General features: G+C 70.3%; 21 protein-coding genes and 2 pseudogenes. 11 read left to right on the top strand and 12 right to left on the bottom strand.

The window, feature by feature from the left end; translation table 11 throughout:
* Positions 1-373: 373 nt before the first annotated feature.
* From OV079_RS23180 to OV079_RS23170, 4 genes and pseudogenes are all read left to right on the top strand, one after another.
* Complete coding sequence (locus OV079_RS23180; protein ID WP_267771040.1) at positions 374-1,891, top strand: hypothetical protein; 1,518 nt, start codon at positions 374-376, stop codon at positions 1,889-1,891.
* 401 nt (positions 1,892-2,292) lie between these two features.
* Positions 2,293-3,180: a CHAT domain-containing protein gene (locus OV079_RS23175; RefSeq protein ID WP_267771039.1), complete on the top strand. Its 888-nt coding sequence runs from the start codon at positions 2,293-2,295 to the stop codon at positions 3,178-3,180.
* Positions 3,180-3,479 (top strand): annotated as a pseudogene (locus tag OV079_RS58405) (protein kinase domain-containing protein); the annotation flags it as partial. The gene OV079_RS23175 and the pseudogene OV079_RS58405, both read left to right, overlap by 1 nt.
* Positions 3,480-4,300: 821 nt before the next feature.
* Positions 4,301-4,522, top strand: coding sequence for an SPOR domain-containing protein (locus tag OV079_RS23170; RefSeq protein WP_267771038.1), 222 nt, complete (start codon positions 4,301-4,303; stop codon positions 4,520-4,522).
* Between the two features lie 17 nt (positions 4,523-4,539).
* On the opposite strand, the gene OV079_RS23165 is transcribed toward OV079_RS23170, so the two are convergent.
* The 4 genes from OV079_RS23165 to OV079_RS23150 all read right to left on the bottom strand — a co-directional run bounded on the left by OV079_RS23165 (position 4,540) and on the right by OV079_RS23150 (position 9,094).
* On the bottom strand, positions 4,540-4,899 hold the full coding sequence (locus tag OV079_RS23165; RefSeq protein ID WP_267771037.1) for a hypothetical protein: 360 nt from the start codon (positions 4,897-4,899) through the stop codon (positions 4,540-4,542).
* A gap of 281 nt (positions 4,900-5,180) precedes the next feature.
* Positions 5,181-6,773 (bottom strand): tetratricopeptide repeat protein, encoded by a 1,593-nt coding sequence (locus OV079_RS23160; RefSeq protein WP_267771036.1) that lies wholly within the window; start codon positions 6,771-6,773, stop codon positions 5,181-5,183.
* The gene (locus OV079_RS23155; protein WP_267771035.1) at positions 6,733-7,467 is read right to left on the bottom strand and encodes a hypothetical protein; all 735 of its coding nucleotides are present in this window, start codon (positions 7,465-7,467) and stop codon (positions 6,733-6,735) included. Before OV079_RS23155 ends, OV079_RS23160 begins: the two co-directional genes overlap by 41 nt.
* A 346-nt stretch (positions 7,468-7,813) precedes the next feature.
* The gene (locus tag OV079_RS23150) at positions 7,814-9,094 is read right to left on the bottom strand and encodes a PRA1 family protein (RefSeq protein ID WP_267771034.1); all 1,281 of its coding nucleotides are present in this window, start codon (positions 9,092-9,094) and stop codon (positions 7,814-7,816) included.
* A gap of 487 nt (positions 9,095-9,581) precedes the next feature.
* Between OV079_RS23150 and OV079_RS58400 the strand changes: the two are divergent.
* Positions 9,582-9,770 (top strand): annotated as a pseudogene (locus OV079_RS58400) (helix-turn-helix domain-containing protein); the annotation flags it as partial.
* A gap of 333 nt (positions 9,771-10,103) precedes the next feature.
* On the opposite strand, the gene OV079_RS23140 reads toward OV079_RS58400, so the two are convergent.
* The gene (locus tag OV079_RS23140; protein WP_267771032.1) at positions 10,104-10,469 is read right to left on the bottom strand and encodes a hypothetical protein; all 366 of its coding nucleotides are present in this window, start codon (positions 10,467-10,469) and stop codon (positions 10,104-10,106) included.
* A gap of 662 nt (positions 10,470-11,131) precedes the next feature.
* Between OV079_RS23140 and OV079_RS56165 the strand changes: the two genes are divergently transcribed.
* Positions 11,132-12,433 (top strand): erythromycin esterase family protein, encoded by a 1,302-nt coding sequence (locus OV079_RS56165; protein ID WP_338088926.1) that lies wholly within the window; start codon positions 11,132-11,134, stop codon positions 12,431-12,433.
* Between the two features lie 7 nt (positions 12,434-12,440).
* Here OV079_RS56165 and OV079_RS23130 read toward each other — a convergent pair whose 3' ends face one another.
* The 6 genes from OV079_RS23130 to OV079_RS23105 form a co-directional block, all read right to left on the bottom strand.
* Positions 12,441-14,123: an MFS transporter gene (locus OV079_RS23130; RefSeq protein WP_267771030.1), complete on the bottom strand. Its 1,683-nt coding sequence runs from the start codon at positions 14,121-14,123 to the stop codon at positions 12,441-12,443.
* A 150-nt stretch (positions 14,124-14,273) separates the two neighbouring features.
* Complete coding sequence (locus OV079_RS23125; protein WP_267771029.1) at positions 14,274-16,415, bottom strand: hypothetical protein; 2,142 nt, start codon at positions 16,413-16,415, stop codon at positions 14,274-14,276.
* A 333-nt stretch (positions 16,416-16,748) separates the two neighbouring features.
* On the bottom strand, positions 16,749-17,675 hold the full coding sequence (locus OV079_RS23120; protein ID WP_267771027.1) for a DUF808 domain-containing protein: 927 nt from the start codon (positions 17,673-17,675) through the stop codon (positions 16,749-16,751).
* 153 nt (positions 17,676-17,828) lie between these two features.
* Positions 17,829-18,488, bottom strand: coding sequence for a glutathione S-transferase family protein (locus tag OV079_RS23115; RefSeq protein WP_267771026.1), 660 nt, complete (start codon positions 18,486-18,488; stop codon positions 17,829-17,831).
* Positions 18,489-18,585: 97 nt separating this feature from the next.
* On the bottom strand, positions 18,586-20,022 hold the full coding sequence (locus tag OV079_RS23110) for a hypothetical protein (RefSeq protein ID WP_267771025.1): 1,437 nt from the start codon (positions 20,020-20,022) through the stop codon (positions 18,586-18,588).
* Positions 20,023-20,368: 346 nt separating this feature from the next.
* A complete protein-coding gene (locus OV079_RS23105; protein WP_267771024.1) occupies positions 20,369-20,602 on the bottom strand; it encodes a hypothetical protein in 234 nt (77 codons plus the stop codon).
* A gap of 440 nt (positions 20,603-21,042) precedes the next feature.
* On the opposite strand from OV079_RS23105, the gene OV079_RS23100 reads away from it, so the two are divergent.
* The 4 genes from OV079_RS23100 (at position 21,043) to OV079_RS23085 (ending at position 24,648) form a co-directional block, all read left to right on the top strand.
* Entirely contained in the window at positions 21,043-21,735 is a 693-nt protein-coding gene (locus tag OV079_RS23100) for an outer membrane protein assembly factor BamB family protein (protein WP_267771023.1), read from the top strand.
* A 122-nt stretch (positions 21,736-21,857) separates the two neighbouring features.
* Entirely contained in the window at positions 21,858-22,262 is a 405-nt protein-coding gene (locus OV079_RS23095; protein WP_267771022.1) for a VOC family protein, read from the top strand.
* A gap of 719 nt (positions 22,263-22,981) precedes the next feature.
* Positions 22,982-24,433: a cupredoxin domain-containing protein gene (locus tag OV079_RS56160; RefSeq protein WP_267771021.1), complete on the top strand. Its 1,452-nt coding sequence runs from the start codon at positions 22,982-22,984 to the stop codon at positions 24,431-24,433.
* A complete protein-coding gene (locus OV079_RS23085; protein WP_267771020.1) occupies positions 24,319-24,648 on the top strand; it encodes a multicopper oxidase domain-containing protein in 330 nt (109 codons plus the stop codon). Before OV079_RS56160 ends, OV079_RS23085 begins: the two co-directional genes overlap by 115 nt.
* Before the next feature lie 62 nt (positions 24,649-24,710).
* On the opposite strand, the gene OV079_RS23080 is transcribed toward OV079_RS23085, so the two are convergent.
* Positions 24,711-25,679 carry an STAS domain-containing protein gene (locus OV079_RS23080; RefSeq protein ID WP_267771019.1) on the bottom strand — a complete coding sequence of 323 codons (969 nt, stop codon included), beginning with the start codon at positions 25,677-25,679 and terminating at the stop codon, positions 24,711-24,713.
* 196 nt (positions 25,680-25,875) lie between these two features.
* On the opposite strand from OV079_RS23080, the gene OV079_RS23075 reads away from it, so the two are divergent.
* Positions 25,876-26,472 carry an MYXO-CTERM sorting domain-containing protein gene (locus OV079_RS23075; protein WP_267771018.1) on the top strand — a complete coding sequence of 199 codons (597 nt, stop codon included), beginning with the start codon at positions 25,876-25,878 and terminating at the stop codon, positions 26,470-26,472.
* Positions 26,473-26,540: the final 68 nt, after the last annotated feature.

The raw sequence follows: 26,540 nt of genomic DNA, 5'->3' as shown, positions 1-26,540 counted from the left end.
CGAGCTCGAGTCGCAACGCCTCGGTCGTTCGGCGAGCGCCGCGGTCGGCGTTCCACACGGCCCAATATCAGGCCCTCGGCGTCGGCGGCGTGTGCATATTGCACGCGAGGCGAGCGGCTCCCTCGACTGTCGCCTTTCTCCCACCTTCATCCAGATGTCTGCCGCCGGACACAACCAGTTCGCCGGATCCTCGCCGTCGCCATTGCCTTGATGCGGGCCGGTTCCCGGCGCCGCGGCGCCGCCCGGATCGGCCGGCCGCAGCGGCTTGACGTCACCACCCCTGCGTGTTACGAGCCCCGGCGCGAGCGAACTAGAGATTCATGCTGACCAATTTTCGTTGGAGGTCGCCAAGGTAGATTCCGACAGGTCGTCGGTGACGTTCAAGATCAGGAGCACGGACAGCGTCCGGCGAATGGCCGTCTCACGATTCTTCGTCCTGAGGACGCTGGCGTGGAGCCGCCGCGGCGACTACGCCATATGTCGGGCCTTGAAGCCGCTGCTGGCGCCGCTGTCCCTGCACCAGCAGGGGGAGTATCTCACGGATCTGCAGAACGTCGACAAGTTCATCGCCAAGACGCGTATCACCGCGATCGAGAATTACATCGACTGGGAGAACATCGATCACGAAGCCGCCCTCGTGAAGATGATCGTGGCGATGAAGCTCCCGACCTCGTACCACCTGGAGGTCTTCTTCAGCGATCCCGCACACCTCGCCCGCATCAAGGTCGGTGACCAGTTGAAGTCGGAGCAGGCCGACGGGTGGCTCAAGGCCGACCCCGGCAATATCTACACCTTCAAACACGACGACGAGCACTGGTACGTCCACAAGCTGTTGGCCACGTACAACGAGAGCGGCGAGGATGTGATCGCCTGGACGAACGCCCACGACACCGTCCTCGGTCGGACGGGCGGCCTCCTCCCGTGGCGACAGCGCGACCGCTGGGGCGCCGTCGATGGCGACGGCGCCGCGTGCGTCCGCTTCATCTACGATGACGTCGACTACCAGGACGGCGGCCTCGTCTTCAAGCAGGACGACCGCTGGATCCCGGTCGCAGCGCTGCAGCGCGACGGTCGCCCCGATCCTGCGGCCTCGTCGGCTTTCTCCGACCCTGAGCGGCCGGTCGAGGCGCGCGCCGACCTCGATGTCGGCTTGGTCCGCCAGAAGACCGGCGATCCGGTGACCGTGACGCGCGAGAGCGAGGGGCTCCGCGCCGCGCAGATCGACACCTACGGCCTGACTCTCGGGCAGCTGCTCCGTTGCTGGATCCGCGTGTTCTCCACCCGACCGGACATTCACGTCCTGCACGACTCCGTCGGTGCTCCCGTCTCCGCGCCCGCTCTCGCCGCGCTCGCGGGCCGGCTCCCCGCGCACGCGCACGCGCACGCCGCCGAGACCGGCCCGCTGCAGTTCTGCTGGGTCTTCAAGGACATGCTGGCCGAGGTCGGCAGCAGCGGCGCGGGCAACAGCGGGGGCCGGCTCTACCTGGTCGGCTTCGAGGCGTTCCGCTGGCATGCATCCGGCGCCGACGAGTTCACGGCGATGTTCGACGACCTGCAGGCGGAGGGCAGCACGTTCCTCATCCAGGAGCCCGGCACGTCGTCGGACAGGGCCGAGGTGGTATTCGTCAACCTCGGCGAGCGGCGCTCGTACGGCACGGTCGCGCACTACATCACGCGGGGAGCGGAATCCGCGTTCGTGTGGTACTGGCCCAAGCGCGGCTACTGGGAGTCGGAGGCGCTCGTCGCTCGCCTCGTCGCCGCCTCGCTCCCGCGCTCGACGCCCGCCGACGAAGTCGTGGCGGGCCTGCGCGCCCGCGGTCTCAGCCCGCTCGAGGCGCAGGCGGTCCAGCGATGGCTCGGCGCCGACGCCGTGCTCCTGCTGCCGGCCTGACGGATCCTCGCGCGCAGCGAGCAGTCCGGCCTCTGCGCCAGGCTTCGTCTGTGTTCGGCGATGTCCTGACGATCCTCTTGACATGGGGCGCGGCTTCGGGCTCGGCCTCAGCGGCCGTGGTCTCGCCGGCTTCTCGAGCTCCGGGCGGCGGCGCAGATCCATGTAGGAGCAAGTACGGCGCCGCCAACCATTGCCGGTCGCCGGGCACGAGCCCAAGGATTCAGGAATCCGACATGTCCCCGGTTCGGTCGCATTCCCCAATGGGCCATGGGCGAATCGCGCTGGCCCGCGGCGTGCGTCGAATCTTTTACAGCACTGCCGTTCACCCGCGCATGTCTTGCGGACCGGGTTCCGCGACGGGTGTTCGCGTCACGCGGACGAATTGGTATCCTGCGGGCGACATGGGTCACTCTCCCTCGCTGCGCATCCTGTTCCTCTCGGCGAACCGGATCATGGCGCCACGCATGGCGATCGACGAGGAGTTGACGGCGATAGAGCACGCCCTGCGCGGCCGGCCCGGCGAGTGCGGGCTCGTCTCCCAGGTCGACCTCACTCCCGATCAATTCATCGCCGCCATTCAGTCGCACCCGGCAGATATCCTGCATATCAGCGCTCACGCCGAGAATGGTCGGATCCATCTGCAGGGCAAGGGTAAGCAGTCGATCGGGTTCGGAGAACTCGTGGAGCTGCTCGGCGTCACCGCGAAGAAGTTCGGCCCCCCGCGCCTCGTCATCCTCAACGCCTGCGACACCGAGGCCGGGCTCGAGCTCCTCTGCAAGCACGTCGATTGTGCGATCGGGATGAGCACGCGGATCTCGGAGCACGTTGCGTACCTGTTCACCTCCACGTTCTACGCCTGCCTGGGTCGCGGTCTGTCGGTCGACCAGGCCTTCTCCGTCACACTCTTACGCCTGCAAATGTCCGATCAGGTGAGCAACGAGGCCCCGCGGCTGGCGCGACGCGAAGGTGTCGATACGTCCGAGCTCGTATTGCTGCCTGTCCGTCAGCCGCGCGGCGGACGAGGTGCGCGGGTGATCGGGAACCGCTACGAGGTCCCGCCCGACAACCTGGGTCGCGGCTCGAAGGCGACGGTCTACAAGGCGCTCGACTTGTGGAGCGATTCAACCGAGCATGTGGCGCTTCGGCTCCTGCATGTAAATCCTGCGCACAACGGCCCGATCGTTGCGCGGTTCTTTCATGGCGCCGAGCAGGCCCACAAGCTCAGTCACCCCAACATCGTTCGTGTACTGGATATCGGCCCGCGCCAGGAGCCGATCTCTATTACGTGATGGAGCTGCTCGAAGCGCCTGAGACATTGATGGACTATGCAGCGAGGCGTCGGCTCGACGCGGCCGCGGTGTTCCGTCTCGGCATGGAGCTGGTCGACGCCCTCGACTATGCCCATCAGCGCGGACTCTATCACCGGGATGTTCGCCCGGACAACATCCTCATCGATCGGGAGGGCCGGCCTCGCCTCGTCCATTTCGACCTCGTGCGCGAAGCGGTCGCCGGGAGCGGCACCTTCGGACCGCTCGGTATCCCGGCGTACACGGCCCCGGAGGTGCTGGGTGACGCTCGAGTCGCCCGTCCGGAGTCCGACCAGTACAGTTTGGCGATGACGTTGGCGGCGGCGATCGTCGGGCGTGAGGCCGAACCGAAGCTGAACGTCGACGCCTTCCTCGCACCGATTCCCGAGCCCTTCGCCGCGGTCCTGAGAAGAGCGGCGAGCGATCGTCCCGAGCAGCGCTATGGTCGATTGCGTGCATTTTACGCGGACCTCGAAATGGCTGCCGCGGGTTCGGCCCCGCTGCCCCGGGTGCCGACTTCAGTTGCGGCGCCGGGACCGGCACCCGCGTTGACGGCAGGTTCCGCGCCCGGGACTGCGAGGCAGGGCGTTCCGCCGCCGGCGCCGGATACGGCGAGGCAGGTCGCTCCGGCGCCCGCGCCGGAGACTTCGAGACAGGCCGCTCCCGCGCCCGCGCCAGAGACTTCGAGACAGGTCGCTCCGACGCCCGTACCCAAGATTGCGAGGCAGGTCGCTCCGACGCCCGTGCCGGAGACTTCGAGACAGGTCGCTCCGGCGCCCGCGCCGAAGACTGCGATGATAAGCGCTCCGGCGCCTGCCGCCCCCGCGACCTCGAGGCGGTCCATCGTGACCTGGACCGCGACCTCCGCGGCGCTGGTGATATTCGCTGTCATGATGGCGGCTGCCTGGAGCGGACCCCAAGAGAGTACGTCGCCGCCGGTCGCGGCGCCCTCCGGCGGGACGCCGCCCGCCATTGCGCTGGGCCGGAGCGTGAGCGACGCCGAGCTCGACGAGGTCCTGCGGGTCGACCACTCGAAGACGGCGTTCGCCATTCGAGATCACCGCCGACAACACGCTCGAGGAGGCCAGAGGACGCGCGCGCCGTGCTGCGAACCAGTCGGTTCCAGCCGTGGATCGTCCGTCAGCGCCAAGGCAAGGGCCTCTACATCGTGTACGTGGGCGGCTACTCCAACCGCGAAAAGGCACTGGCCGATTTCGAGGCCGCCAAGGCGGTCCGCAGAGAAGGCGGATACGTCAAGTTCATGCCGGAAGACTGTCCGCGGCTCGAGTGGACCCAGGCCGGATACCATGATTGCGCGCGCTGAACCGAGCAGGGACGGGTTCAGTGCGGGTTCGTGGCCCGCAGAAGGCACGCTCCCTGGCTGATCCACGACCCCGCCTTTTGCGACGGACGCCATTGGTCTCGCGAACCGAGCACCTCGCCGGGGTGAGAGGGTTGGACGGCCTCGCAACCGGTCGAGGCAGAACCGGCGAGGATCTCGGCCGTGCCCCGTTCGACCAGTTGCCGCAGCTCCTCGCACGCGCCCGGCGTCTCGCGGCAGGCGGTCATGCGTTGAAGGTCGTTGCGTTGGTAGCAGAGACACCACCACGGCCGCTCTCGCGGAGGAGCGGCCGCGAGCTCGCCCACCGTGGCTTCGGACTCGTTGGCACAGCCCAGCGGCATGGGCCCGAGCGAGGTCATGAGCAGGACGGCGCGAATGAAGCCTGGGACGCTACGCGGCACAGCTCCTCGAACATAGACGAAAGCTCGTGAGAATGGAACCCCTGGTCTCCCCGCTGTCCGGGACTCGCCGCCACGTCAAGGCTTCCAGTGCGGTCTGTGGTGCACTCGTACGTCCAACAGCACCCAGGTCTCGGACCTCCGGTCTGGCGCCGAGCGGTCCGAGGCTGCGCGCTCGAGACGTTCCAGTCGTTCGAGGATGAACCGTTCACGCGGTGAGAGCTGGTCGGTCGGGCGGCGCCTCAATGGCTGCAGTGCGGCGATCTGCGCCCGGGCCGCGGACGTGTCGCCGAGCGCGAGCAGGGTCTCGGCGAGTTTGAAGCGGGCTTGGTGGATCGACACGCAATCAGGTGCAGGAGCCGTTCGCGGCTGGCGACGACCTCCTCGAGCAGGGCCCGGGCGCGGGGCAGATCGCGGCGGAGGAGGCAGATCCAGGCGAGATCCTCTTGCGTGATCCGCCGGTGCGGGTGCTCTGGTCCGAGCACCCGCGATTGCGCGGCGAGGGTCCGCTCCATCCGCGCCAGCGCTCCGTCGAGGTCGCCTTGCTCGATCTGGGCGACTGCCAGGTCGTGCTCGGTCTCCAGGGTCAGCGGGTGTTCGGGGCCGAATACTCGCAGCTGGACCGCGAGGGTCTGGGCGCCGAGATCCGCGGCGGCGGCGAACTCGCCCTGCTGCAACATCGTCCTGACCAACTGCTGAGCGCACAGCAGGGTCGAGGGATGCTCGGGACCCAGAGTCTGCCGGCGCGCCGCCAGAAGCCGCTCCTCGAGCGCGCGAGCGTCCGCAAGATGACCCTGCTGCTTCAGCGTCACAGCGAGGAAGCTCTGAAGATCGAGGGTGATCGGGTGATCGGGGCCGAGAGTCGCTTCGCAGACCGGCAGGGCCGGCTCAAGAAGGATTCGCGAGCCGGCATAGTCGCCGAGGTCCGACAAGATCCCGCCGAGATGCATCAGGGTGCGGAGCGTGTCGGGATCGGTCGGTCCGAGCGTCCGGCGCTGGAGGTCGTGCAGGTCGGCGGACACGCGACGGGCCGCCGCGAAGTCGCCACTCCCCTCGAAGGTCGTTGCGAGGCCGTGCAGCGCCAGCATGGTGCGCCGATGTTCGCGGCCGAAGAGGCGCTCGTAGTCGACCAGCGCCTCGCCGAACCAGCGCTCGGCGTTCGCCGAATCGCCGAGCAACTTCAGGGCGACCGCGAGGTTGTGCTTCGCCACAGCCGAGTGAGGATTGACCGGGACGAGCCGCCCCTCGTAGTAGCGGAGCGCGCGCTCGGCGTGGCGGCGGGCTGCGTGGTAGTCGCCTCGGAGCTCGGCGAAGTGACCGACGTTGCCGCCCACCGCGACCGCCTCGAACGAGTCCCCCTGGCTGGCGTGCTCGGCGTGCGGGAGCAGGGCGAGCAGCGCGTCGTGGCGGCGTAGGTCGTCGGCGGCCTCGAAGCGCGTGCACAAAGCGTCGCAGCAGGCAGCGTCGATGGCGGCGTTGTCAGGCCCGGTAGCCGGCCAGCGGCGGGCAACCCAGCGTACCATCGCGTGTACGTGGATGCCGCCGACCTCGGCCACCCGGGTGACGAGGGCGTGGGCGGCGAGCTCGTTGACGGCTTGTCCGAGGTCGTTCGGCGCTGCTCGCAGGGGCGCGCCGACCTCGACCAGCAGGTCGCCGGGGATCGGTGCGTCGGCGAGACCCGCGGCGATGCGCAGCACCAGTGGCGAATGTGCAGAGTTCAGCCGCGTCAAACTCGACGCCAGGACACGGGTGATTGCCCGTTCTTTCCCGGTCGGCAGCTCGTCGAGCAGCGCGTCACCGAGGCGATCGAGTTCGTTGCCGGGTGCGGCGAGCACAGCGCCAGCGGGCGTAGGGCGTGAGCGACAGTTCGTCGCGGACGAGCGCGCCGAGGACGTCGAGCGCGAGCGGGTGGCAGCCGACGTCGACGGCGAGGGCATGCGCCTCGGAGCGCTCGTGCGGGTCCGTGGGCGGACGCCGGCAGGTCAGGAGGGCCAGAGCGGCCTCGATCTCGAGCACGCCGAGGTCGAGCCGGTTCGGCAGCGCGTCGAGGGCCATCCACCGGCTGGTGACCAGCAGCGCGCCGGCCGGACTCGCAGGCAGGAGGCACTCGAGTGTCGCCTGGTCGACGCCGGCCGGGAGGTCGTCGACGATCCACAGGTATCGTTCGCCGGCGGTGGCCGCCTCGAGGGCTCGCTCGACGGCCCGGGCGGTCGCCGCGAGGTTACCCGGGACCGCGGCGACGCCGAGGCTCGTAGCGAAGCCTGCGAGCACGGCGTGACGCCGGGCGAGGCGCTCGTCGGCTGTCTGCGAGCGGGTCGCCCACGCCGGGTCCGCCTCGCTCCAGAAGATGCCGCCTGGCCACGAGTCGCCGAACCGGCGCGCGTACTCGATTGCCAGCAGCGACTTGCCGATGCCGCCGAGCCCCCGGATCTGCGCGGTAATCCCGACCAGCCGCCCGTCCGTCAGCATCGCGTGGAGTCGGTCGAGCTCGTGCTCGCGGCCGACGAAGCGGTCCGAGCCGGTGCGCACGTAGGGGTACCAGCGGGGGCCCGAGCGCGACGCACGTCGGGGACACGCGCTCCGAGCCGCTGCGCTTCGAGCTCGTCGACCTCGGCCGCGCGCCGGGGGCGATCGGCGCGGAGCAGGTCGAAGAACCGAGGTCCGACGCCGTGGCGCTGCAGGAGTCCGAGCGCGGAATGCATGACATCGGCGAAGCTCGCGGGTCCGCTGGGGAGCTCGGCGGACAGCGCTCGATCGTAGCGGTCGAACAGCCGCCGCAACTCCTCGGGCGAGTACGAGGTAGCGAGATACTCACGCAGGCGTTCGAGCGGGTGCATGAGCATCACTTGCACGCAATGCGGTAGAGTGGATCGTCCTACAGCCGGATCGGCCGCTCGAGGCCGACGCCGCGCAGCGCGGCCGCTCCCCCGTTGGCCTCGTCCGCGGGCTCGAGATCGAAGTACCACGATTCGAAGTAGCCGTCCGAGAACGTCACGCGTTTGAACCCGATCTTTTGCAGCTCCTGCAACATCTCGCCGTCCTTGGTGAGCTGATGGACGGTCGCGCGGCCCAGCAGGACCCAGCGGATCTTGACCATGTCCTTGTACTTGCCGAGGAGGCTGACGCGCACGTCGAGGCCGGAGTCGAGTAGCTGCGTCTCGTAGCGCTGCGCCCATTCGGTCCGTTGCGTGATCATGAGGTCGCGCAGCGCCTTGCCCAGCGTGCGTTCGGCGCTCTTGCGACACTTCTCCAGCTTCGCTGCCGCCTTTTTCGCGTCTTTGAAGCCAGAGTCCGCGGGTCCGACCTGCCGGAGGTGCTTCCATGCCTCGCCGATCGCCAGCGGAGTGTCACATTGCTCTGCGGCCGCGCGGTTGGCCTCGGCGATCCACGCCCCGACGTCGAGTTTTCGCAGCTCGGCGTCCACTTCGGCGCACGTGGCCTTGATCTGGGGGTGCTCCGGATCGATCGCCCGCGCCTCTTCGCACAGGCCACGCGCCTCGCTCCACGCGCCGCTCTGCGCCTTGTCGGCGATGGCCACGTGCCGGGCCGGAAGGGTCGCTTGGGCCTGGCGATGGACGGTCTCGTCGACCCGTTGCTGCAGTTCGGCGGCCCTGGGATCGGTGGAGGCGCCCAGCGTCTTCGCCTGCTCCGTGGCCTGCTGGGCCTGCGCGAGCTGGCCGGCGCCGAGCAAGGCCTCGGCCTCGTTCAGCTTGGCTTCGGCCTGAGACGCCCGCGCCGCGGCCTCCTGCTGCGCCTTCGCCTCGCTCGCGCGCCGCTCCGCGGCGGCTCGCGCTTGCTTCTCCGCCTCGGCCTTCTCCGGGCCGCCGGAGGCGACCCAGGCGCCGAACATGAACAGGGCGAAGAACGACCACGCGCCGCCGACGATCGCCACGAGGAGCTTGTCCGTCTGTCGCCTGGCCTGCAGCCCGAAGACGCCGTCGATATGGCGACGCACGTCGGCCTTGGCCACATAAAGCGCGGCCAACGCAGTGAATCCTGCCCCGAGGACGATCGCGGCGACGGGTGCGTGCGTGGCGAGGACGGCGCTGCCCACCATGACGCCCAGGACGATCAACAGGAAGCGGACGAACGGATGCAGCGGGGCCTTCGGCGCAGCCCCGCGGGCTTGCGGCCGGGCCTGTGGGGCCAGGGCCATCGGCGCTACGGTCGTCACGGTTCCACATTTGGGGCAGGTGAAGAGCCCGCCGAGCTGAGCGGCCTGGTCCGGGACGATGAGGGGGCGCGGCAGCGCTGGCAGGGGAAGTTCATGACGTCGATCGAAGCGCGCAGCGATGGCCGTGAGGCTTCGTTCGCCGGTAGTAACGAGAGCGACTCGATCCGTTGCGAGAAAGCGTCGCGCGAGATCGCTCGTTCGCCTTTCACGTTGTCTTCACCCGAGGGTCGGGGGCGGCGACGGCTTGCGAGCGGGAGCTCGAGGAGGGTCGATCCGTCTCGCTCGCGTGACGAGCTGGACGGTGTTGCGTGCCGCCGGAATGCGTGAGCGGCGATCGTCCGCGCCGGCCGTGATTCGTCGGTGGGCGAAACATCGGAGTCGCCGTGAGCTTCGGGCCGAGGCGGATCTGCGCCTGTCTCATGGGGCATCTTATCCGGTGCAGCAGAGCGGTGTGTTAGGATGGGCGGCGATGAGCGAGCTGCGGCTGTCGGCGTTCGACCTCAACCTGCTGCTGGCGCTCGACGCCCTGCTGCAGGAGGGCAACGTCACCCGCGCGGCGCGGCGGCTGCACATCACCCAGTCGGCGATGAGCCACCACCTCGCGCAGCTGCGCGAGCTGCTCATTCGCGGCAAGGCGGGCCGCGCCGACCCGCAGGCGCGCGAGCAGGCGCGGCATGAGGTGGACGGCCAGGAAGTCGCCCATGGTGAGGACGAAGGTGCGAGTGGCGGTCTCCGGCGCGAACACGGGCCCGTCGCCGAGGGCGCGCTGCAATTGCTCGATCCCCCGCCGCAGCGCGGCCGCCAGCCCCACGGCGCGCGGTGTCAAGGTCATGCGCCCGGACTATCCGCTGCAGCTGTTGACGCCGCCGGTCGCGCTGGCGCCGTTCGTCATCGACATGGTCTGGCATGAGCGGTTCGAGCGCGACCCGGCGCACACATGGCTCCGCGGACAGGTCGAATCCGTCCTGCGCGAGCCCGGCTGACGCGCGCGTCACTCGATCGGCAGCGACAGGATCACCGGGAGCGCGGTCGCCGGGTCCATGGTCGTCGCCTCGAACGCCGCGTTGGCGATCAGCACCGCGTCACCGGCCGGCGCCCAGGCCAGCGTCGCGGGCGATTGCAGGATGCCGCCCTCCGCCAGCGGCGTGATCTGCTTGTCCGCGCCGACCCGAATGATGCGCTGTTGATAATTGATCGGCACCAGCAAATCGCCGGAATTGGGCTCGATGACCAGGCCGTCAACGCCGGACAGCGCGGCGCAGTCCGTGGCGAGGAACTCGGTCAGCGCGCCGGCGCTGCCGTCGCCCTCGACCGCGATCTCGAGGATCGAGGCCTGGTCCAGATTGGTGACGTACACGCGGTCGCCGGCGTGGGCGATGCCGTTGGCGCCGAGGTGGAACTGCGTCGGCAGGCCGCACGCGTCGGGGTTCGGCGCCAGCAGCGGGTCGCTCTTCCACGAAGTGACCGCGCCGTCGGCCAGGGCGACGTGGAAGATCGCGCCGGAGAACGAGTCGGTGGCCAGCAGGTCGCCGTCGGGGTCGAACGCGAAGCCGGTGGGGAACAGCAGGGCGGGGTCGGAGGCGAACAGCTCGGCCTGGCCGCCGCCGGCGGGGATCCGAGGTCATGCGTCACGTGCATGGCCTCGCGCGGCCCCGGCGGCGCGGCGGTGGCGACATGATACGCACCCCGGGGCGCTTGCCGAATGCTTCCTGGCCATACCACCATGAGCGCCGCTCATGCGCGCGGGCGCGCGCGGTCGGTCGGAGCACTATGATCATAGTGCGATTCGATTGCCACGATGCCCGGGCGCGGCGGGTCGAGGTGCCGCGGCGGAAGTCCTGATCGCGCGGACGAGGGCTCGATCGCCGGTCGCAGCTCGATCGGACTTGCGGCGCCGGCTATCATGGCCTGGCATGAGCGGCCCGACGACCCGGCTTTCGTGGCGCGTTCGGACCGCCGCGGTCGTCGGGGCTCTGTGGCTCGCCGCCGGCTGCGCCCCTGGCGGGCGGACGCCCGCGCGTGGGCCTCCGCGCAGCCCGCGATCACCCGCGAGCTCGGCGCCCGCGCTCGACCGCTCGTCGGCCTCGATGCCGCCGTCCCGACCGCGGCACCCGTGTGGTCGATGGTCCGCGACGCGCGCGTGATCGGCGTCGGCGAGGGCACCCACGGTACTCGCGAATTCCGCCGCCTGCTCCACGGCCTCGTCGTCCACGCCGCGCACGAGCAGCAGCCGGTGGTGCTCGCGGTCGAGTTGCCGTTCAACATGGCGCTCGCGCTCGACGCCTGGGCCGGCCACGGCTGGTTCCCGGACCCGCAGATCCGCGACCGCGACCTCGCCGACCCGAAGCTTCTCGCCAGCGGGTGGCTCGGCGCGACGCGAGAGTCCTTCGAGCTCTTCACCTGGATCCGCGACTTCAACCGCGACGTCCCGCCGGAGCGGCAGATCCGGATCGTCGGCGTCGACGTGTGCATGAGCGTCCATTGCGGCGCCGAGATCGTGGACTACCTCGGCGACGTCGATCCCGACATCGAGCCGCAGGCGCGGGACCTGGTCGTCCCGCTGCGGGGCTTCGATCTCGAGCGGACCCGCTCGCCCGAGCTCGCCGCGCGCGCGCGGAGAACCTCGCCGAGCTCCGCGCCATGCTCGCGGCGCGACGCGATCGCATCGTCGCGCGGCGAGGCGACGACACCTATGAGGTCGCGCAGCGGCTCGTGTGGCTCGCCGAACGTCGCGTCGACATCGCCCTCGTGGGCGGCGACAACCCCGTGTCCCACGAACGCGAGGTGGCGATGGCCGAGACGGTGGCGTGGATCCGCGACCGTCTCGGTGACGACGGACGGGTGCTCCTCCACGCGCACAACGGACACGTCGGTCGCTCCCGCTCGCGCATGCCCAATGGTCGCCTGTCGCACAGCCCGCAGATGGGCGAATACCTCGTGGCCCGCCTCGGCAGCGACTACGCCGTCGTCTACAGCACCTTCGATGCCGGCGAGTTCCTCGCTTTTTACACCCGCGGTTGGGTCGGCGCCGAGCAGTTCAAGACTCGCTTGCTTCGGGCCTTCTCCGTCCGGCCGGCGCCGCGCGGCACCCTCGAGGCGACCCTGCGGGCGCCCGCTGCTTACGCCCTCGATGTCGGCGAAGCCACGGCCGCCGCTGGCCCGCTCGCCGATTACCTGCGCGCCGAGCACTGGTCGCGCACGTTCACGTACGCGTGGCGGCCCTCGTTCGCCGTCTTCCCGGTCGGGTGGACGGGCATCGCGCCCGCCGCGGACTTCGACGTCCTGGTCTACGTCCCGCTGGCCGCGGCGACACGCCCATGACACTCGGTCAGCACGATCGCCGCTCGCGCGTCCGACGATCCGTCGTGGCGGGCGCGGCGTCACGGTCGGCGTCGATGTCGGCGCCGCGCGTCTCGGGGAGCAGCAAGGCGCCGACGACGACCGTGAGCACCGCGAAGAAGAGCGGGTACCAGAGGCCGGCGTAGGGGTCGCCGGTGGCCGCCACCAGGGCGAAGGCCATCGCCGGCAGCAGGCCGCCGATCCAGCCGTTGCCGGCGTGGTAGGGGATCGACATCGCGGTGTAGCGGATGCGCGCCGGGAACAGCTCGACCAATGTCGCTGCCACCGGGGCGTAGGTCATGGCCGAGAGGATGCTCAATACCAACAGCAGCAGGACCAGGACCGGTCTGTTTTGCGTCTCGGGGTCGGCTTCGGAGGGGTAGCCCGCGTCACGCAAGCCCGCGACGATCTGCGCGTCGAAGCGGGCGATCGCGGCCTCGCGCGCCGCCTCGCCCATGCCGTCGCCCTCGAAGGCCGGGAGCTCGCGGCCGCCGATGCGCACCGCGGCCACGCTCCCGGGCGCCGCCGGTACGTTCGTGTAGCTCGCTGCGTTGCGGGCCAGCACGCTCTTGGCGATGTCGCACGAGCTGACGAAGTCGGCCTCGCCGATCGGGTTGAACTGGAAGGCGCAGCGCGCCGGGTCGGCGACCACTGCCACCGGCGCCGAATGACGCGCCGCCTCCAGCGCCGGGTTGGCGTAATGGGTGATCGCCTTGAACAGCGGCAGGTACAGCAGCGCCGCGAGCAGACAGCCGCCGACGATCAGCGGCTTGCGGCCGACGCGGTCGGACACGCGGCCGAACAGCACGTAGAACGGCGCGGACACGGCCACCGCCGCGCCCACCAGCAGGTTCGCGGTGAGGCCGTCGACCTTGAGCGTCTGGGTGAGGAAATACAGGGTGTAGAACTGGCCCGTGTACCAGAGAGTCGCCTGTCCGGCGATGATCCCGAACAGCGCGGCGAGGCCGAGCTTGAGGTAGCGCCATTGTCCGTAGGCCTCGCGCAAGGGCGCCTTGGACAGCCGACCCTCGGCTTGCATGCGCCGGAACACCGGCGATTCGTCCAGCGACAGCCGGACCCAGATCGACACCGCGAGGAGGAGCGCCGACAGCAGGAACGGGACGCGCCAGCCCCACTCGGCGAAGGCGTCCTCGCCCACGGAGGCGCGAGTGGCGACGATCATGCCGAGCGACAGCAACAGGCCGCCGGCCGCCATGGTCTGGATCCACCCGGTGTGTTCGCCGCGGCGGTCCGCCGGGGCGTGCTCGGCGACGTAGATCGCCGCGCCGCCGTACTCGCCGCCCAGCGCCAGGCCCTGCAGCAGGCGCAGGACGATCAGCAGCACGGGGGCGGCCAGCCCGATCTGCGCGTACGAGGGCAGGCAGCCGACCAACACGGTGGCCAGGCCCATGGTGACGATGGTGATCAGGAAGGTGCGCTTGCGCCCTGAACGATCGCCCAGGCGGCCGAACACCAGCGCCCCGAACGGACGCACGATGAAGCCGGCCGAGAAGGCGAGGAGGGCGAAGATCAGCGCGGCGGTGTCGTTGACCGCCGAGAAGAAGTGCTTGCTGGTGACCGCCGCCAGCGCGCCGTACAGGAAGAAATCGTACCACTCGAACAGCGTGCCGAGCGAGGAGGCGATGACGACTTTGCGTTCGGCCGGGGTCATGGGTGCGCGGGACGACGGTCGGTGCGGTCGCCATGGTACTCGATGCCGACGTCGAGACGTCGCTGGACGCCCGGCGGGGGCCAGGGCGGCCCCGAAGTGCCTCGTCGGCCCGCGCGCCCGGGCCCGGTCCCGCACCGCCTGGTCGCCGGATCAGGGGAGCTGCGGCAGGTTGGCGGCCAGGAGATCGAGCACCGCCCGCACTTCGGCCTGGGCGGCGCAGTCGACGATCCAGTCGTTGCCGTCAGGGCCGCTGCCGCAGCCGTCGCAGTGACTGCGCAGCTGCGCCAGCTTGGCGAGCGCGTTGGCGATCTTGCCCTTGGCGACGTCCTTCTCGACGTTCTTCAGCTGCGAGGAGAAGGCGTTCTCGTTGCCGCCCGACTGGAAGGAGCCGGGCGGGAGCGCGTCGAGCACGGACTCGATGAACTCGATGTCGGCGCCGTCGACGATCCCGTCGCCGTCGCTGTCGGGGTTCAGCGGGTCGGTGCCGTGGGCGACCTCGAAGCCGTCGTCGAGCAGGTCGTCGTCGGTGTCGGGGTCCAGCGGGTCGGTGCCGTGGACGTTGACCTCCGCGCCGTCGCCGAGCTCGTCGTCGTCGGTGTCGTCGTCGTTCGGGTCGGTGGCGTGAATGAAGACCTCGGCGCCGTCGCCGAGGCCGTCGTCGTCGCTGTCGTCGTCCTTCGGATCGGTGCCGTAGGTGAGCAGCTCCTCGCCGTCGCCGAGATCGTCGTCGTCGGTGTCCTCGTCGGTCGGATCGAGGTCGTGGTCCACCTCGAAGCCGTCCTCCAGGCCGTCGTTGTCGGTGTCGGGCTCGAACGGGTCGGTGCCCCAGACGAACACCTCGTCGTAATCGACGAGGCCGTCGTCGTCGGTGTCGGGATCGTTCGGGTCGAGCCCGAGGCTGACCTCCTCGGCGTCGCCCAGGCCGTCGCCGTCGCTGTCCGGGTTGTTGGGGTCGGTGTCGAACACGACCTCCTCACAGTTGGAGAGGCCGTCGCCGTCGTCGTCGGTCCGCGTGATGGTGACCTGGAACTGCACGTCGATGTGCGTGGAGCTGTCCGTGTAGACGCCCTCGGCGTCGGCGGCGGGGCCGAGGTCGAAGGTCACGCCGGCGAACGCCTCGTCGTCGTCGTTGCCGTGGTCGTCGATCTCGCCGGGGATGCCGTCGTCGCCGGGATCGCCGATGTCGTCGTCGTCCCAGCCCTGCATGGTGAGGGCGAGGTTGTCGGTGGCGTCGACGCAGAGCTTGACGTCCGGCGGCGGGGTGACGGAGACAGGCTCGTCGATGACCTGGCGCGGCGACTGCGAACGGGCCGAGCGCCGGAGGTCGCGGGTGAAGAGGATGGTGCGCAGGTTGATCTCGCCGTCGCCGAAGTCGTCGGTGTCCTCGAGCACGGTGGCGTCCAGGGCATGGACGGTGATCTCGAGCGCGCCGCCGGGCCTCACCGCGCACGGCGTCCCCGCCGGGTGCGGCGAGCCCGTCTTCGACAACCACAGGCCCATGGCCGTGGCCGGGCCGGCGGCGCCGTACTCGTCGTCGAGGAGGTGAAGGAGGCGACACCACTCGTGCCGGGTCTGGTCGACGGCCAGGCTGCGCGCGGCCTCGTGGCCGGGCCGGCCCGCCTCGTCCTTGCTCATCTCGTCGTGCTCGAAGTGGACGCTGTCGATACATTCGTCGCCGGTGGTCCCGTCGACGACGCCGCTGTAGAGCCCGAACAGGGGCCCGATGTTCGGGTCGGTGACGATCGGGACGAAGCCGGTCCCCTCGGACGCGGTGAAGCCGTCCGGCAAGGTCTCGCCCTCCATGACGATGACGTCGCTGCGGACCATCGACCACGGATCGAGCGGCGACCACTCGCCGGTGCCGCCGTCGAGGATGTCGGTCCGCCCGATCTCGACCCAGTTCGAATGGGAGTAGAAGTCCTGCAGGGTGTGGAGGAGCTGGCCGAACTCGTCGGCGGCGTCGAACGGCGAGGGATCCTCCGGATCGAACTCGGCGATCACGCCGCCCGCGCCGGCGAACATGTCGTCGAAGTAGTGATCGTTGATCACGCCGATCGCGTTGGAGAAATTACAGGCGTCGAAGTGGATCTTGTACGAGAGGAGGGTCGTGGTATCGAGGAAGAACTGCTCGTCCTTCATCTCGCTGCGAGCGCCGGGGTTGAGGAAGCCGAGGCCGTCGTCGATGATGTTGCCGTGAATGTCGTAATGGAAGGCGCTGGCGTCGCCAGGGGTCGCGGTACAGACGATGACGCCGACGACCAGGGCGATCGCGCGAGGGGAAGAGGTGAGCAAATGGATTACGGGCGCCGCTGGTCGAGGCGCGCGGAGCGAGAGAGTGCGGGTGGGTAAATGCATGATCGTGCAGGGCCTACCTACGGCTGTGGCCGAGGCGCACCGATCAATTGGGCTCGATCCCCGATTTTCTCGCCCGCCGCGATCGGAACCGGATGCCTCCGCGTCTGCGTGGCCGACTTCGCTCGCAGCGAGTCACTGTCAGTGGGCCGGCGCTGCTTCTTCGCCGCGGGCTTCGCCGGTCTCTTGGCCGCGCGCTGCTTCGTCGACGCCGCGTCGTCGGGCTGCGCTACATGTGTCCTGAAGGACAGGTATTCGCTCGGGCCCGGCGGCTCACGGGCGGGCGCCGGTGGCCTCGCGCGGGCCGCGGACGAGCCGCTGGACGCACTTGACGACCGCGAGCAGGAGCGCACCGGCGAGCAGACCGACGAGGCCGCTCCACAGGCTGGGGATGATGAACCCCGCGCCCGGGACGGTGGCGGCGAGCCGCTCGCCGAGCGCCTCGGCGCCGGGGATCCCGTGCACCAGGATGCCGCCGCCGACGAGGAACATGGCCACGGTGCCGGCGATCGACAGGCCCTTCATCAGGTAGGGCGCGCCGCGCAAGATCAGCTCGCCGAAGCGGCGCGTCAGGCCGGTCCGCTTGCTGAGATGCAGGCCGGCGTCGTCGAGCTTGACGATGCCCGCGACCAGGCCGTAGACGCCGATGGTCATGAGCAGGGCGACCGCCACCAGCGTCAGCACGCGGGTGGCGAACGGCGCCGAGGCGACCGCGCCGAGCGAGATCACGATGACCTCGGCCGACAGGATGAAGTCGGTGCGCACGGCCCCGCGGATCTTGTCCCGCTCGAACGCGACCATGTCGACGGCGGGGTCGGCGATCGCCCGCACCAGCGCAGCCTCGCGGCGCGCGTCCTCGGCCGGCGCGAGGTAGCGGTGGGCGAGCTTCTCGCAGCCCTCGTAGCACAGGAAGGCGCCGCCCAGCATCAGCAGCGGCGTGATGGCCCAGCCCGCGACCGCGCTGATCAGCAGGGCGAGCGGCACCAGGATCACCTTGTTGACGAGGGAGCCCTTGGCCACCGCCCACACGACCGGCAGCTCCCGCTCGGGGATGACGCCGGCCACCTGCTCGGCGTTGAGGGCCAGGTCGTCGCCGAGCACCCCGGCGGTCTTCTTGGTCGCCACCTTCGTCAGGACGGCGACGTCGTCGAGCAGCGCGGCCAGGTCGTCGAGGAGGGTGAAGAGCGTGGTGCCTGCCATGCGTGTCGGCCCGGGCGAGTCGGACCACCGTACTATGCGCGCCGGGCCCTGTCGTGAGCGCGGGTTGTTGCGCGTCGACAATCATGAATTCTGGAGCACGTACTGAAGTGCTTGCTTCGGGAATGTCGAGCGCGACGCGGGCCGCGCCGGGCGCTAGCGGATGTCGTCGACGCTCACGCCGACGCGCTCGGCGTAGAGGGCGAGGGTGCGCTGCCACGCCGGACGGGCGAAGGCCCGCGCGTAGTAGGCCTTGATCCGCGGGTACGGCTCCATCAGGTCGGTCTTACGGACGCCGCGCAGGACGCAGGCCATCAGGATGTCGGCCGCCGTGAATGCGTCGCAGGCGATCCACTCGCGGCCCTCGAGGCGGCGCTCGAGGTCACCGAGCCAGCGGCCGGCGATCTTGCGCGCCCCCGCCTCGACGGCGTGGGCGACCTTGTCGCGGTCGAAGACTTCGATGAAGTCGAGGCACACCAGAGTCGGCTCGACGGTGCTGACCGCGGCGAAGCACCACTGGACCACGCGGGTGCGACCCTGGACGTCGCCCGGGATCAGCTTGCCGGCTTTCTCGGCCAGGTAGAGCACCACCGCCGCCGACTCGGCGACGATGAAGCCGTCGTCGTCGATCACCGGCGCCTGGTGGAAGGGGCTGATCCGGCTGAAGGCGTCGCCGTCGAGCTCGCCGCCGGTGTGGTCGAGCGCGTGGACTCGATACGGCAGCCCGGTCTCCTCGAGCGCCCACTGCGCCCGGAGGTCTTTCGTCTCGCCGCGCCCCTCGGGAAAGATGCGTCCGAAGCCATAGAGCGTGATCATGTCATCCTCCGTTCGGCGGCCGGATCCGCCGGCCGATGGTCGGCAGATTGCCACACCGCCGACGGTCGGCGCGCCACGATCGTCGGCTCGCGCGCCGTCAGTGCGACAGGAGGTTGGTGTTGCCGGTCGCGGGCTCGTAGAGCACGAGGGACTCGCCCTCCTCGACGGCGACGTAGATCCCCGGCAGGTCCGGGTGCGGCGCGAGCCACGTCAGCTGCGGCGAGGACGTCGCGGGTCCGCGGTAAGCCCAGCGGAGCTTGCGATCGCCGGAGGCGGGGTCGATCTCGGTCAGCGCGCGGGTCGCGTCCGCGAACGAGTCGACGCTGTCGCCCGAGGCGAGGAGCGTGCCGGTGCTCGAGACTGCGAGGTACTGATAATCGGCGGGCGGCCCGTCGCCGACGTTCCTCGTCTCGCTCGTGACGAGGCGGCGAGCGCCGGTAGCGAGGTCGATCTCGTGGAGATCCCCCGGCATGCCGAGCGCGAGCAACTTGTCGCCCTGCAGCACCAGTCCGCGGTAATCGCCGCCGACCGACGGGCCCTCGCCGACCACGCGCTCGGCCTCCGACGAGCTCATCGTCAGGATGCGGCACGAGCCGTCGGGCTTGATGGCGAACACGCCGTCGTCCGGGGGTGGATCGACGTTCTCGTCCTCGTTGGACGGGATGTACATCGTCCCGTCGGGGCCGACCGCGACCGCGCTGCCGTCGATGCCGTTGGGGGCGAAGATGATGCCGACATGCACGCACGGCGTGCTCGCGGCCGACCAGAGCAGCGTCCGATCGCCGGTGTCCGGATCGACCCGGAACAGACCCGCGTCGGCGTAGGCGATCCAGGCGCCGTCGGGCGCGAGGTCGATGTCGAACACCCGCGTGCCGAAGGCCGGGCCGGCGCCGCGCTCGAGGTAGCCGACGATCGCGTCCTCGGTGGCGCCCGAGGCGAGCGCCCGGTCGCCGGTGGTGAGGTCGGCCGTCCAGATCGATCCGAGCTCTTCGCCCGGGCGATTGGTCATCGCGCCGAGGATGACCCGGTTGCCGGCGACGTCGAGGTGACCGCCGTAGAGCCCGCCGAAGCCGCCCGGGAAGGCCGGGCCCTCACCGAGCTCGGCGGCGTTGTCGTCGTCGGGGATCACACAGCGCGGGTCTTCCTCGTGCATCGACGAGCGACAGTCGATCGGCAGCGTGCTCTCGACGAGCCGGACGCCGTCGATGTCCTTGCAGGCGGTGCCGCCCTCGGCGAAGCCCCACTCGCACCAGGCGTCGTCGTTGATCGAGACGCCGTCGGGACGGCTCCTGCACGTCCCCGCACACCAGGCGCACCCGAGGTTGGCGTCGCCGCACTCCACGCAGTCGGTGAACGCGGTGCAGGGATCGTCGGGGTCGTCGGGCCCGGTGCCGGCGGTGGTGTCGCCGTCGCCGGCGAACCCGCCGCAGGCCGCCCCGAGCAGGAACGCCGCGACGAACGCGAGCGGGCGTCCGCCGCCCGTGCGCGCGGTCGAAGTGGATGTCGTGATCCTCTCATGCAGTCGTCGAGTCATGTTCAGCTGCCTCGCGAGGCGGCAGCGCGCCTCGTCGCCCGGAGGACCGGGGTCGCAGCCGGATGTCGCAGACAAAATGCACGCGAGATTCTCGCGCGGAGCCGCGCCCCCTGGAGAGCCTGTCGGCGCCGAGCTGGGTGGCGTCGACGAACCCCGGCCGCGCCAGCGACGATCGACGCGCACCCGACGATCGACGGGAAGCAGGCGCGGCAGCTCGCACGCGATCGCTTGCGAGAGAGCCCGACGGAGCCGCGCACGCGGTCGTGCGGTCCGAGCTCGACACACGGTCCGCGAGGGCGCCGGGACGGTGTCGCGGTCGCAGGTCCGATCGCCGTCACTGGTCGAGTCACGCCGACGCCGTGCACGCTGCCCTCATGAAGAGCAGAGCTTTGTGGATGTTCGCGGGGGCGCTCGCGCTGACGGGCGCGTGCGGCCCCAAGAGCGGCGAGAGCGCCAGCGCGAGCGAGTCCGGCGGCGAATCCAGCACCGCGGGCACCAGCGAGGGCGGGACCAGCGAGGGGCCTGGACCGACCACCGGGGAGCCGACCCCCGGGGAGCCGACCACCGGGGGGACGACCACCGGGTTGCCAGCCGACTGTCCCGAGGGACAGGAGCGCCTCGCGCCGCTGTGGAGCGCCGAGTTCGAGCCGCCGCCGATGTCGTTCGGGTTCTACAGCGGCACGGCGCCGATGGGGCACATGGCGGACGGTCGGATCGTCGTGGCCATGAACTACCAGCCCGACTCGGAGCAGAGCGGCCTGGCGCTCCTGCTGTTCGCGCCGGACGGCGCGGTGCTCGGCCCGCAGACGGCCGCGCTGGGCACCTCGCCGGTGGAGGTCCACTCCCTGCGCATCGGCGCGGACGACCAACCGCTGGTGCTCGCCGAGCACTTCGACGGCGACGACGGAACGGTCCACAAGCTGACGCGCTTCAGCGCCGACATGCAACTGCTGTCGCAGATCGAGCTGGCCTTCCCGGCGCCCGAGTTTCTCTTCCGACCGGTGATGGCCGTGGCCGGCGATGCGCTGGCGGTCGCCGGCCACGACGCGCATGGGCACGCGGCAGGTCGCCATGCTCGCGCCCGACACCGGCGCGCCGCTGTGGAAGCGGGAGCTCGCGGGGCCCGGCGATTTGGTCCCGCGCCAGATCGCCATCGGGCCGCAGGGCGACGTCGCGGTCGCGGCCCACGCCGACTTCAACGCCGACGAGGTGGACACGCTGCGGCTGTGGCGCTTCGACGCCGACGGCGCGCTGCTCTGGGACCGCGTGCTCACCGTCCCGGTCTACGAGGACATCACCGGGCTGCACTTCGCCCCGGGCGACCAGCTCGTCGTGCTGCGCGGGACCGTCGAATTCTCGACGCGCGCCGAGCTGCTGTCCGTCGAGGTCGCCACCGGCGAGACGCGCTGGGAGCTGACGGTGGCGGCGCCCGAGGGCGACATGACGGCGTGGGCCCAGGACATGCTGGTCGACGGCGACGGCTTCACGATCCCGGTGTCGCGCAGCAAGTGGCACCACGACATCATGACGAACACGCACACGCTCGAGCTGCGGACCGTGTCGCTCGCCGGCGAGCTGCTGAAGGTCGCCCCGTTGCCCGGCGTGCTGGCGCCCGACTCGACCTCGTGGGTGCGCAGCCTCCGGGGCCGCTGCGGCGAGCTGATCCTGCTCGAGAGCTTCTCGCACGAGCGGATGTTCGCGTTCGCCCCGTGAGCTGCGCTCGCGCCTCGTTTGGAGGGGGTAATCCCGTCCGGCGAGGCCGACGGCGCGGGCCGGTCGAGGCGGCGCCGGACCGGAGGGCGGCGCCGTCGGACATCCGGCATACTCCGCGCGGCATGTCCTTCCTCGAGCTCGTGGCCCTGATCGTCGACGACTACGACCCCGCGATCGAATTCTTCGTCGGCGCGCTCGGCTTCACGCTGGTCGAGGACTCGCTGGCGCACACCAACGACGGGCGCGCGAAGCGTTGGGTGGTCGTGCGGCCGCCCGGCGCGCAGACGGCGATCTTGCTGGCGCGCGCCGACGGGCCGCGCCAGGCTGCGGCCGTCGGGGACCAATTCGCCGGCCGCGTCGGCCTGTTCCTGCGCGTCGACGACTTCGACGCCGCGCACGCGCGCATGGTCGCGGCCGGGGTCGAGTTCGTGGCTCCCCCGCGCACCGAGCCGTACGGGCGCGTCGCCGTGTTCCGCGACATCGCGGGCAACCGCTGGGACCTGCTCGGCCCGGACCCACGCCGCTGACTTGCCGCTTCGTGGATGGCATTGCGGCGAGCGCACCGCGCCTCGTCGTCCGCTTCGTCGCGAGCATCCTGCTCGTGCCGGGGGGTCGTGGCATCATCCGCCTCATGGCACCTGTGCGATCTGGTTCTCGGTCAGATCGCAAACCCGCGCATCGATTCTCGGACGGCGATGCGTGGGATTCGGCTCGCGCGATTCGCCACGCTGTCGGGTGCTGTATGCTATGGTGATCTCGAGCGCTGGTTGACACTGTGAATGGCGGTAATTTCCGCGAGGCGCTTTGGAGCCGCGGGGCAGCGTCCGCGGCGCCGCGCATCTGGTGGCGGCGGTTTTACGATGATACACAGACGCTCTTTCATCAAATACGTGGGGGGAACCGGCTTCATGTGCTATTTCGCCGGCCCGGGCGGGGTGCGCAGCGCCCTCGCGCAGCCGGTCCCGGGCGGGACCCTGGAGCCCGCGACGATACCCAAGTACCAAGTCCCCCTGCTCATACCCCCGGTGATGCCGAGCGCGGGCAGGGTCGCGGCCAAGGGTGGTAAGAACGTCGATTATTACGAGATCGCGGTCCGGCCGTCGTCGCAGCAGATCTTGCCCCCCGGGTTCCCGACCACGACGGTGTGGAGCTACGGCCCCAGGGCGGTCCGGGGTCGGGAGCCTGCGCTCTTTCATTCGCCGGCCCTGACGATCGAGGCCGAATGGGGCCGGCCGGTGCGTGTAAAATGGATCAACGAACTGGTGAGCGCCGACGGGAATTTCTCCCGCATCTGCTGCCGGTCGATCCGACGCTGCACTGGGCCAACCCGCCCGGCGGTGTCTCCGCCCGCGACACGAGGCCGGGCTTCTCGTCGACCCCGGGTCAGTACACCGGCCCGATCCCGATCGTCACGCACCTCCACGGGTCCGTCGGGGTCGGTGACGAGAGCGACGGCTACGCCGAGGCGTGGTTCCTCCCCGTCGCTGACGACATTCCCGCGGGCTACGCCACCGAAGGCACGTGGTACGATTTCTTCGCGGCGAAGGCGGAGGCCAAGTTCGGCGCCGCGTGGAGCCCGGGCTCTGCGACCTTCCAGTACCCCAACGAAGAACGCGCGTCGACGAAGTGGTATCACGACCATACGCTAGGGTTGACCCGGCTCAACGTCTACGCCGGCCTCGCGGGCTTCTATCTCCTCCGCGGCGGCCCCGGCGACGACGTGAGGGACAACCGTACCGGCAAGAAGGCCGTGCTCCCGGGGCCGGCCCCTTCGCGGCACGACCCGCCCGACGCCACGTATTACGAGATCCCGATCGCCATCCAGGATCGATCTTTCAACAGCGACGGCAGCCTGTTCTACCCCGACACCCGCGCTTTCTTCGACGGCATCACCGGGCCCTACATCCCCGACAGCGATGTCTCGCCGATCTGGAACCCGGAGTTCTTCGGCAACACCATGATGGTGAATGGGAGCACCTGGCCGTTTCAGGTCGTCGAGCAGCGCCGCTACCGGCTGCGCCTGCTCAACGGCTGCCAGTCCCGCTTCCTGATCCTGGACTTCGGCAACATCCCGGGCGTCAAGGTGTGGCAGATCGGCAACGAGGGCGGGTTCCTCGTCGCGCCCGTAAATATCACCGACGATCACGGCGACCGCGTCCTCCTCGGGCCGGCCGAGCGAGCGGACTGCATCGTCGACTTCACCGACGTGCCGGCCGGGGAGCACCTGCTCCACAACATCGGGCCGGACGAACCCTTCGCCGGCGGGATCCCGGGTGTGGACTTTCCGCCGGCCGACGCGGGCACCACGGGGCAAGTGCTGCAATCCGGGTCGTCCCGGCTTCGCGGCGCGATCCGACGACCCCGCCGGAGTTCCTCGATTTGCCCGCTCTCCCCGTCTTACCGCCGGCGACGTCGACGCGCAGGCTCGCGCTGCTCGAGGAGATGTCGATGTTCTTTCCCGGCGCCCCGAGCGAGGCGCTGCTGGGCACGGTGGCCGGCGATCCCTCGATGGCGCCGGCGGAGTGGACCTCGCAGCACTGGGACGACGCGGTCACCGAGAACCCCGCCGTCGGGGCCACGGAGGTGTGGGAGTTCTACAACGCCACCGGCGACGCCCACCCGATGCACATCCACGAGGTCGTGTTCGAGGTCGTCGACCGCCAGGCCATCCTCGTCGACGAAGACGCCCGGACGGTGATGGTCGAGCCTGGCTCGTCGCCGACGCCGGCAGAGCCATGGGAGAGCGGCTTCAAGGACATGGTCATCGCATATCCCGGCCAGGTGACGCGGGTGAAGATGAACTTCGCGCAGCCCGGGCAATTCGTGTGGCACTGCCACATCGTCGAGCACGAGGACAACGAGATGATGCGGCCGTACCGGATCGGTCCGCCGCAGCCCGGTGAGCCGAGCTGAGGCCGGCACGGTTGCCGGTCTCCGGCGAGACGAGCGGAACCGCGGGCTCGGGCGGGCTGCGCTCAGGCGCGGCGGGTCTGCGGCGCCGCCTGCATCGCGTGGGCGATCCCGTGCTCGAGGCTCGGCAACGTGCGCGCGCCGCCGAAGTCGGCCCCGAGGTCGACGAGCGTGCGTGCGACCTCGGGGCCGATGCCGGTGAGCACCAGCTCCGCGCCGAGCAGCTTGACCGCGCGGGCGACGTCGGCGAGGGCCCGCGCCGCGACGGTGTCGACCCGCGGCACGCCGGTGACGTCGAGCAGCACGAACGCGGCCCGTCGGGCCTGCACGCCGTCCAGGATCGCCTCGAGCAAGCGGCCGGCACGGTCGGCGTCGACGTCGCCGATCAGCGGGACGGCGACGACGTGACGGGCGATCGGCACCAGCGGGGTCGACAGCGCCTGCAGCGTCGCGCGCTGGGCCTCGATGACTTGTTGCTGCAGCGCGGCGCTCTCGGCCGCGGCGAGCTCGAGCGCGACGGTCCGCTCATGCACCCGGGCTTCGAGCTCGCGGTTGAGCCGCAGCACCGTCTCGCGGGCGCGGCGCTGCTCGCTGATGTTGCGGACGACGATGATCATCTCGTCCGCGCTGGTCCGGATCAGCCGCGCCTCGAACCACTCGACCGCGCCGCCGATCTCGAGCGAGTACTCCATCCGGGCCTTGCCGGCCGGGCCCGTCGCCTCCGCGAGCGCCTCCACGGTGAGTGCGCCGACGTCGGGCGGCACCACGTCCTGCATGCGCTTGCCGAGGAACACCTCGGGCGGGACGTAGAGCGGGCTGGTCGGGCTGGCGAGGTAGTTCGTGATGGTGCCGTCGACGCGGATCTGGAAGAAGATGTCCGGCACCGCGCGGTAGATGTTCTCGAGCGCCGTAGCGAGCTTGAGCCGGTCCTCGACGGCTCGCTGCGCCTCGGTGGCGTCGCGCTCGAGGCGGGCGATTTCCGTGCGGAGTCGCTGGTTTTCGGCGCGCAGGTCGGCGAGCGTCGGTTCTTCCATGGTGGGAGGGCGACGATACCCGAGCCCTGTCGTCGCGAGTAGATCGACGGGCGCGGGCCGGCGCGCCGAGGGTGCGTTCCGAGGCGACGAAATCGTGGGCGTGCGGTGACGACGTCCACCGTCTGGCTCTTCGAACAGGTGAGGCTCGTCCGCGCGCGCTTGTTGGCGTCGGTCGTGCGGCTTACCATCGCCGCGTATGTCGTCGCCTACATTCATCCCGCGCATCGCCCTGGTCGCAAGCCTCGGCTGGTGCACGCTCGCCAGCGCCGCCGTCGAACCCGTGATCACCTCGCCGAAGGCGGGCGCCGTCGTCACCCCGCCGTTCACCGTCGAGGTGATGTACGGCGACATCGAGCAGTGCGACACGGGAGGGTGCACCGACGTCCCCGCCAGCACCGTCGAGCTGCACGCCGACCCGGACGGCGACATCGTCTCCCTCGGCTCCTGCGACGCGATGACCGAGTGCCCGAACGGCAAGGCGACCTTCGAGGTGACGCTCGCGCCCGGCGAGCACGAGCTGCGCGCCACGGTCGACAACGGCAACTTCTCCGTGGCCTTCTCGGAGCACGTGAAGATCACCGTCGAGGCCGCGGCGACCACCGACGACCCCACCTCGAGCGGCGGCTCCGACACGACGGGTGTCGACGCCAGCACGGGCGCAGGCACCGACACCAGCAACGACAGCGGCGGCGGCTCGAAGGACGACGGCTGCGGTTGCAACGCGACGAGCACCGCCGAGGGCGCGCTCGCGTGGCTCGCCGTCGCGGTGCTGTTGCTCCGCCGGCGCCGGTGAGCCCGCCGGTTCGCCGGCAGGGCGCGGCAGGCCGCATCGCCCTCCGACAGCACGCCTCACCCCGTGGG

Source organism: Nannocystis pusilla (assembly GCF_026626665.1).
Lineage (GTDB): Bacteria > Myxococcota_A > Polyangia > Nannocystales > Nannocystaceae > Nannocystis > Nannocystis pusilla.
This window is presented reverse-complemented; position numbering and strand designations above follow the sequence as displayed.

Coding starts and splice junctions, on each gene's coding strand:
- OV079_RS23165 (WP_267771037.1), bottom strand. CDS start 4,899: ATGACCTCGCTCGGGCCCATGCCGCTGGGCTGTGCCAACGAGTCCGAA.
- OV079_RS23075 (WP_267771018.1), top strand. CDS start 25,876: ATGTCGTCGCCTACATTCATCCCGCGCATCGCCCTGGTCGCAAGCCTC.
- OV079_RS23130 (WP_267771030.1), bottom strand. CDS start 14,123: ATGACCCCGGCCGAACGCAAAGTCGTCATCGCCTCCTCGCTCGGCACG.
- OV079_RS23115 (WP_267771026.1), bottom strand. CDS start 18,488: ATGATCACGCTCTATGGCTTCGGACGCATCTTTCCCGAGGGGCGCGGC.
- OV079_RS23095 (WP_267771022.1), top strand. CDS start 21,858: ATGTCCTTCCTCGAGCTCGTGGCCCTGATCGTCGACGACTACGACCCC.
- OV079_RS23100 (WP_267771023.1), top strand. CDS start 21,043: ATGCGCTGGCGGTCGCCGGCCACGACGCGCATGGGCACGCGGCAGGTC.
- OV079_RS56160 (WP_267771021.1), top strand. CDS start 22,982: ATGGATCAACGAACTGGTGAGCGCCGACGGGAATTTCTCCCGCATCTG.
- OV079_RS23150 (WP_267771034.1), bottom strand. CDS start 9,094: ATGGCCCTGGCCCCACAGGCCCGGCCGCAAGCCCGCGGGGCTGCGCCG.
- OV079_RS23080 (WP_267771019.1), bottom strand. CDS start 25,679: ATGGAAGAACCGACGCTCGCCGACCTGCGCGCCGAAAACCAGCGACTC.
- OV079_RS23175 (WP_267771039.1), top strand. CDS start 2,293: ATGGGTCACTCTCCCTCGCTGCGCATCCTGTTCCTCTCGGCGAACCGG.
- OV079_RS23120 (WP_267771027.1), bottom strand. CDS start 17,675: ATGGCAGGCACCACGCTCTTCACCCTCCTCGACGACCTGGCCGCGCTG.
- OV079_RS23110 (WP_267771025.1), bottom strand. CDS start 20,022: ATGACTCGACGACTGCATGAGAGGATCACGACATCCACTTCGACCGCG.